The organism is Blautia sp. MSK.18.38 (genome assembly GCF_024460535.1).
Taxonomy (GTDB): domain Bacteria; phylum Bacillota; class Clostridia; order Lachnospirales; family Lachnospiraceae; genus Blautia_A; species Blautia_A fusiformis.
This window is the reverse complement of record NZ_JANFYP010000053.1, coordinates 1-6,590: the sequence shown is the minus strand read 5'-3', so window position 1 is coordinate 6,590 and position 6,590 is coordinate 1. Positions and strand designations below refer to the sequence as shown.

At 35.4% G+C, this 6,590-nt stretch carries 12 protein-coding genes and 1 pseudogene; all 13 read left to right on the top strand.

Annotated features, from left to right (window positions below; genetic code table 11):
- Nucleotides 1-398 (top strand): RNA-guided endonuclease InsQ/TnpB family protein (locus tag NE638_RS17400; protein ID WP_244094886.1); only part of this gene is annotated, 398 nt, incomplete at its 5' end.
- A gap of 344 nt (nucleotides 399-742) precedes the next feature.
- Complete coding sequence (locus NE638_RS17395) at nucleotides 743-1,213, top strand: hypothetical protein (RefSeq protein WP_015524970.1); 471 nt, start codon at nucleotides 743-745, stop codon at nucleotides 1,211-1,213.
- Between the two features lie 25 nt (nucleotides 1,214-1,238).
- Nucleotides 1,239-1,502: a hypothetical protein gene (locus tag NE638_RS17390; RefSeq protein WP_015524971.1), complete on the top strand. Its 264-nt coding sequence runs from the start codon at nucleotides 1,239-1,241 to the stop codon at nucleotides 1,500-1,502.
- A 391-nt stretch (nucleotides 1,503-1,893) separates the two neighbouring features.
- A complete protein-coding gene (locus NE638_RS17385; RefSeq protein ID WP_015524973.1) occupies nucleotides 1,894-2,289 on the top strand; it encodes a hypothetical protein in 396 nt (131 codons plus the stop codon).
- Nucleotides 2,290-2,298: 9 nt separating this feature from the next.
- On the top strand, nucleotides 2,299-2,670 hold the full coding sequence (locus tag NE638_RS17380; protein ID WP_059086885.1) for a hypothetical protein: 372 nt from the start codon (nucleotides 2,299-2,301) through the stop codon (nucleotides 2,668-2,670).
- 276 nt (nucleotides 2,671-2,946) lie between these two features.
- Nucleotides 2,947-3,111 (top strand): rubredoxin, encoded by a 165-nt coding sequence (gene rd, locus NE638_RS17375; RefSeq protein ID WP_015524975.1) that lies wholly within the window; start codon nucleotides 2,947-2,949, stop codon nucleotides 3,109-3,111.
- A 76-nt stretch (nucleotides 3,112-3,187) separates the two neighbouring features.
- Entirely contained in the window at nucleotides 3,188-3,622 is a 435-nt protein-coding gene (locus tag NE638_RS17370; protein ID WP_015524976.1) for a bacteriohemerythrin, read from the top strand.
- A gap of 262 nt (nucleotides 3,623-3,884) precedes the next feature.
- Nucleotides 3,885-4,034: a hypothetical protein gene (locus NE638_RS17365; protein ID WP_015524977.1), complete on the top strand. Its 150-nt coding sequence runs from the start codon at nucleotides 3,885-3,887 to the stop codon at nucleotides 4,032-4,034.
- Between the two features lie 179 nt (nucleotides 4,035-4,213).
- On the top strand, nucleotides 4,214-4,426 hold the full coding sequence (locus NE638_RS17360; protein WP_005421604.1) for a DUF6219 family protein: 213 nt from the start codon (nucleotides 4,214-4,216) through the stop codon (nucleotides 4,424-4,426).
- Between the two features lie 3 nt (nucleotides 4,427-4,429).
- Entirely contained in the window at nucleotides 4,430-4,885 is a 456-nt protein-coding gene (gene bcp / locus NE638_RS17355) for a thioredoxin-dependent thiol peroxidase (protein ID WP_005421605.1), read from the top strand.
- Entirely contained in the window at nucleotides 4,885-5,631 is a 747-nt protein-coding gene (yaaA, locus tag NE638_RS17350; protein ID WP_005421606.1) for a peroxide stress protein YaaA, read from the top strand. Before bcp ends, yaaA begins: the two co-directional genes overlap by 1 nt.
- An 89-nt stretch (nucleotides 5,632-5,720) precedes the next feature.
- Nucleotides 5,721-5,921, top strand: a pseudogene (locus NE638_RS17345) (rubrerythrin family protein); the annotation flags it as partial.
- A gap of 183 nt (nucleotides 5,922-6,104) precedes the next feature.
- The gene (locus tag NE638_RS17340) at nucleotides 6,105-6,479 is read left to right on the top strand and encodes a desulfoferrodoxin family protein (RefSeq protein WP_015524981.1); all 375 of its coding nucleotides are present in this window, start codon (nucleotides 6,105-6,107) and stop codon (nucleotides 6,477-6,479) included.
- Nucleotides 6,480-6,590: the final 111 nt, after the last annotated feature.

The window sequence follows — 6,590 nt, the reverse complement described above, 5'->3', positions numbered from 1 at the left end:
CTTTATGTCATGAAAAGATAAAGAACCAGAGAAAAGATTTCCAGCATAAGCTCAGTAGGGAGCTTGCGGAAAGATATGATGCAGTATGTGTGGAAGATCTGAATATGAAGGGAATGTCCGGAGGGCTGCACCTTGGGAAAGGTGTGCAGGATAACGGGTACGGTCAGTTTTTGTTCATGCTGGGATACAAGCTGGAAGAATGCGGAAAACATCTTATAAAAGTAGACCGTTATTTTGCATCCAGCAAGATCTGCAGTGTATGCGGACATAAGAAAAAGGAACTGGCATTGTCGGATAGAATGTATGTTTGTGAATGTGGAAATAGGATGGACCGGGATGTGAATGCAGCAGTCAACATCCGTGAAGAAGGAAAAAGAATCTATAAAGAATGTGCCTGACGGCACAAGAAAAAAATCCGTAACCGGATAAACATAAAAAACAAAACCGCGGGACACGCGGGGATAGCCTGTTTTAGCTTTGCCCTAAAGGGTAATCGAGCAGGAAGCCCCCACTTCAAAATCGTAAGATTTAAGTGGTGGGAGCATGTCACTTGCTTTGTGGAACAGATTGATATTTACAGGGAGGAATCGTATTTCAGATTCTTCAAGTACATAAGAGTTCACTTTTCGTTGTATTTTAAAGAAAGAGAGACATGGAAACTTTGGAACAACAGCGAAAGTATCTTTGAAAAAGATCAAGGGATTACAATAAAATGATATGTAAATGAAGAGTAAGGGGAAAAATGCTGATTACGGATATTATTAACATTTTGGGGAATGAGTTTAGTAGTATATATTGCGTAAATCGTCAAGATCAGTACATTCAGATTTATAGACATCTAAATGAAAACACAGAGTTAGATGAATTAATGAACGAGAAGAAAACATATGAAACCGTAATACAAAAGTATATAGAGACCAATGTATTTGAAGAAGACAGAAATAAAATGCTGGTTGCTACGGATTTTAATAATATATGCAAACAACTGCAACTGGTCTCACAGTTCACAATACATTACAGGATAAAAAATGGTAATGATATTTTGCGTTATCGTATGAAATGTGCAAGAATTGGAAATGCAGATACATTCGAAAAAATAGTGTTTGCGTTTGCAAGTGAGGATTCAGATATAAGATTAGATGAGTTAGGCATTATGAACTTGAGCAGCACCGGTGAGAAAAGAAAAAGCATCTTTTCTCTGCTTATTAAGTGATGATTGTGAGCTGGATCATCGGAGAATGGACAATGTTATTAATGAGTTTGTAGAGAATGCTCCGATTAAAGGAATAAAGATTAAATATGGTATTTACAAAAATATAGATAAGAATCTTTCAATAGCTACCATATATGATTATGCATCTATGGCGGCAGAAACAGTTATGGAAGATTATAATCATGACTATGCGTATTATACAGATGAACTGGCGCAGAAGAGACTTTATAACCAAATGATAGAAAACGATTTTACAGATGCTTTGAAAAATAAGGAGAGATTGGTATAGACGATATTATTTGGATTATTAATCGGCAGGGATAGTCACTTTCCCTTTATATTCCTGCAGGTTTTACATAAGAAGATGGATTTCGGTCAGCAAAGGCAGCTCCCACAATGCCTTTTGGATATCCGCTTCTGCAAGTTGTAGTAAGTAATTGCTTCCCATCAAAATCATGGGGAAAGCGAACTGGTCTGAAAGACCGCCAGTTAGTGTGATGATGATAAGGAGATTTTGAAACTGATGACAGACAGAGATTATGCAATTAAATCAGTGAAAGAAATTACCTTCCATATGGCAAGTCATGCACAGGATTAAGACATTATACTGATATTAAAGAACTGATGACAAGCTACCAGAAACTGATTTTAGAAAACCAGTTGTATTGGAAGAACTGGATATGGAGTGCCAGGAGAAAATCAATGAAGATATGGCATATGCATTGAGTTATCTGAGCATTTATAACAATCAGCTGAATGTGCCAAAGATGCACCGGGAAATGAATAACCTGATGATCATTTATGGCTTGTCTGATATGATCTATCGTGGAATGACACTGGTGAAGTTCTATGCACCGAATGGTGTGATGCTCAGTGAAATCCTTCATTCCTGTTTTTGCAGTCATTATAATAAGACAGATGTGGAAGTACAGCAGGAGCTAGGAATAGGCAGGACTTCTTTTTATAAAATGAAGAAGCAGGCACTTGGATATTTAGGATTTTATTTTTACGAGATCGTGGTACCGCAGGCAAAGGATAAAAGATTTAAACCGTCACTGGGCGTTGAGGAAGAGTAGGTGAGTAATATGAGATACGAAGATTCGATGAAAGGTGTAGCTGATCAAATAATCAAAGAACAGCAGCGAGCCAGTAAAATTAAAAACAATCCAGAAGAGTTCCATTGGCATGACGAATATGCAACGTTGAATTTCTTTCGGTTTATCTGCAAAAATATCGGTAACTTGAGAAATGGAGAAATTGAAAAAATGGTCACACGTTTAAAGTACATAGATCAGAAAGCAGTGGAAAACCATGTGAATGGTGCTGTTTGGGCATTTGATTATGATAAGATGTTCTGTGTATTGATGGAAAATGAAATTTGTCGAAAGGTGTGTGAAAAGAATAAATATAACAGTTGGATGAATCTGATGGGACAGTATTGTGTTTCAAGGACTTAAAGACGAAGAAAGTTGTTGGAGAGAAATAATTTCCAGCAACTCTGTCTTTAATGAATAGAGTTCATTTTTTTATTCAACTATTCCCATGATATATACAATATGTAAATGTGCAATTCAAATATCAGTTTATGCTAAGTGCAAAAATAATAATAATTACTATTATTGACAAAAGAATAATTATCATGTATAATACAGATATACAAGAAACAAAGTGTTAGAAAAATTGCTAGGAACTTGGTAACAAAAATAAATCGACATTGAAAATGGAAAATGACTATGAAAAAATATGAATGTGAACCATGTGGATATATTTATGATCCGGCAGTAGGAGATCCAGACGCCGGTATCGCTCCAGAAACTGCATTTGAGGATATTCCAGATGACTGGACATGCCCAATCTGCGGATTAGGAAAAGATGTTTTCGTTCCTGTAGAAGACTAAGCAGAAAATGCAGGTACGAAACTGCCAGACATTAAAAGAGCCTAAGAGAACATATAAAAGAAATGGAGGTCAAATTATGACTTACGATTTAAACATTACCTTTGATGACAATTTAGTAACAGGAAATAAAACAATCGATACACAGCACAAAGAATTGATTGACCGTATCCAGAACTTTGTAACTGCCTGTCAAAATGGCGACAGCAAAGTAAAAGCAATCAAAATGCTGGATTATCTGGATGAATATACTGACTTTCATTTCAAAGAAGAGGAAAAGCTTCAGGAAAAATCCGGTTATCCAGAGCGTGAAAAACATTATGAAAAACATGAAGAGTTTAAAAAGACAATTCAAGAACTGTATGAATACCTTCAGGAGTATGAAGGACCAACAGATCGGTTCAGTGAACTTGTACAGAAAAATGTAATCGACTGGCTGTTTGGACACATTAAAACATACGACCGCTCTGTGGCAAAATTTATCTTTATGAAACAAAATCCAGACCGATGCTAAAATAAACCAGGGAACGAGTTCACTCAGAATGTAGACAACGTGATGAAGTAAATTAGGGGCTGTCACAATGCAGCCCCTTTCCTGTTATAGCGATATTCTAGGTAATATATTGCGCTGGCATGACATATTATTTTACTACTACTATATGGGAAGAGCAAGCAGCTCTTCTTTTTTTTGTCCTTTTTATCCAATTTTAAGTTGTAAAGTCTCTTTTCATTCGACAAAATTCTCCACAGACAGAGGATATGCGACGAGCATTGATATGAACATCTATTTATGGAAAGAGGATATTGAAGACGGGGAATCGGTAATGACAGCCGAATATAGACCTGTAGAATACGGAAAGGACTATGATGTTGTCAATAATCCTGATAAATTTCAACTATATATAGATGGAAAAGAGATTAAATAGTAATCTCCTGAAAGCAAGCTTTTTGTCAATTATTTCAAAGAAAAATTAAAGGATAACAATACATAGTTTTGACAATGATATTTTGAAAAAATTTATAGGAATGCTCTATTATCAAATTGACATAGGAATATGGTAGCGTATAATTAGAATTGAATACACTGAAAAAATGGAGGAATTACATGAAAGCACATAAATATTGGTCAGTAGGAGCATTGATCACAATGCTTGGGACTTTTTACACTGGATATAAAAAGCAAAAATCAAGTCACAAATACTTTGCTTTAAGTTCTATGTTATGTATGGTAATGGCGATATATACAGGTCATAAAATGATTACCGGGAATAGGAAGAAAAAGGCGAATAAAGAGAAAGATACAGAAAGGGAGGGATAAATAATGTTGGAAGTAGGGGTTAAGGCACCGGATTTTGAGTTGCCAGATCAAAATGGGAAAATACATAGATTATCGGATTATACAGGAAAAAAAGTGATTTTATATTTCTATCCCAAGGATAATACAGCGGGATGCACGAAACAGGCATGTGGGTTTTCTGAGCGATACCCTCAGTTTACCGAAAAAGGAGCAGTTATTCTTGGAGTCAGTAAGGATTCTGTATCCTCTCATAAGAGATTTGAGGAAAAATATGGATTGACATTTACACTTTTAGCAGATCCAGAGCGGAAAGTTATTGAAGCATATGATGTATGGAAAGAAAAGAAAAATTATGGCAAAGTCTCTATGGGAGTAGTAAGAACCACATATCTTATTGATGAACAGGGGATTATTATAAAGGCAAATGATAAAGTCAAGGCTGCAGATGATCCTGAAAATATGCTCAAGGAATTAGATTAATGAAGATAATATTATCCCCTGCTAAAAAGATGATTACAGATACTGACAGCATAGCGCCGGATGGATTGCCTGAATTTATTGAAAAGACGACAGAGATACAAAGTTGGTTGAAAAGTAAGTCAAAAGAAGAACTGAAGACTATCTGGAAATGTAATGACAAAATTACAGAACAGAACTTCAATAGATTGGAAAACATGGATCTTTATCATTTACTTACCCCAGCTGTCTTATCATATGAAGGAATTGCTTTTCAATATATGGCTCCATCCGTGTTTGAGGACAGTCAATTCGAGTATGTACAAAATCATTTGAGAATAATATCTGCATTTTATGGTGTGCTAAAACCAAGGGATGGTGTGACACCTTATCGTTTGGAAATGCAGGCGAAGGTTGGAATAGGAGAAACAAAAAATCTGTATGAGTACTGGGGAGATTTATTATACCGCTCAGTGATTGATAACAGCAGGATTATAATCAATCTGGCATCGAAAGAATACTCTAAGTGCATAGAAAAATATCTGACACGACAGGATAGATACATTACGATTACATTTTGTGAGTTATCAGGAGATAAACTGGTGACAAAAGGTACATATGCTAAGATGGCCCGTGGTGAAATGGTTAGGTTCATGGCTGAAAACAGAATTGAAAATCCTGAGGATATTAAGAAATTTGATAGACTAGGCTATTCATTCCGCTCTGATTTATCATCAGATGCAGAATATGTTTTTGAACGGAAAAAATGATGATTGAATGATTATTTTAAATAAAAGGTAATCAGTAATATTGATTATTATAATAATAGTAATTATTACTATTATCTATTGACAATAAACAGATTGAGATGCACCACGAAGAGAGATATCGTGCACTTCTTAAGAATATTGAAACTGCACAGGTGTTTGAAAAGAGTGAAGTTAAGGTATGGGAATGCCGTAACTGTGGACATGTTGTGGTAGGAACAAAGGCACCTGAGATATGTCCAGTATGTAACCATCCACAGAGTTATTTCGAAATACGTGAAGAGAACTATTAAAGAGAAGGAGATTATTACAAAGAAGAAAGTGATTATTAAAAAAAGCAGTAATGATAGGCTGTGGCTTTGTTGGTTCTGCATCGGTTGGTAAAGAAGCATTAAAGTTTAAGAATCGACGGATGCTTTGAAGAAAGTTATAGAAACAATTGGATTTTAAATTTTAAACATAGGAAGATAAAAAAGATGGAAGTAAAATATTATGTATGCAATCATTGTGGAAACATTATTGAAATGTTAAAGGATCAAGGCGTACCAGTAATGTGTTGCGGAGAGGCTATGCATGAGTTAAAAGCTGGAGTGACAGATGCTGCTGTTGAGAAGCATGTACCTGTATATACAGTGGACAAACAGCATGTACATGTTGTGGTCGGTGAAATAAAACATCCAATGCTTGATAATCATTTCATTGAATGGATTACACTAAATACAAATCAGGGTATTTATAGAAAACAGCTAATTCCAGGACAGGAACCTATTGCGGATTTCTGCCTCTGTGATGGAGAATATGTAGAAGAAGTATACGCATACTGCAATCTTCATGGACTCTGGAAATGCTAAAAACACTTGACTTTCGTGCTAAGATTACAAAATAATTCAGATACAACAGTAATATATGCTGTGTATTAATATATTTATAAGACCAGCTAGTTATAGTCAATACCTAAAAGA

Coding starts and splice junctions, on each gene's coding strand:
- NE638_RS17360 (WP_005421604.1), top strand. CDS start 4,214: ATGAAAGCACATAAATATTGGTCAGTAGGAGCATTGATCACAATGCTT.
- NE638_RS17365 (WP_015524977.1), top strand. CDS start 3,885: ATGAACATCTATTTATGGAAAGAGGATATTGAAGACGGGGAATCGGTA.
- NE638_RS17380 (WP_059086885.1), top strand. CDS start 2,299: ATGAGATACGAAGATTCGATGAAAGGTGTAGCTGATCAAATAATCAAA.
- rd (WP_015524975.1), top strand. CDS start 2,947: ATGAAAAAATATGAATGTGAACCATGTGGATATATTTATGATCCGGCA.
- NE638_RS17390 (WP_015524971.1), top strand. CDS start 1,239: ATGGACAATGTTATTAATGAGTTTGTAGAGAATGCTCCGATTAAAGGA.
- NE638_RS17340 (WP_015524981.1), top strand. CDS start 6,105: ATGGAAGTAAAATATTATGTATGCAATCATTGTGGAAACATTATTGAA.
- yaaA (WP_005421606.1), top strand. CDS start 4,885: ATGAAGATAATATTATCCCCTGCTAAAAAGATGATTACAGATACTGAC.
- NE638_RS17370 (WP_015524976.1), top strand. CDS start 3,188: ATGACTTACGATTTAAACATTACCTTTGATGACAATTTAGTAACAGGA.
- NE638_RS17385 (WP_015524973.1), top strand. CDS start 1,894: ATGGAGTGCCAGGAGAAAATCAATGAAGATATGGCATATGCATTGAGT.
- bcp (WP_005421605.1), top strand. CDS start 4,430: ATGTTGGAAGTAGGGGTTAAGGCACCGGATTTTGAGTTGCCAGATCAA.
- NE638_RS17395 (WP_015524970.1), top strand. CDS start 743: ATGCTGATTACGGATATTATTAACATTTTGGGGAATGAGTTTAGTAGT.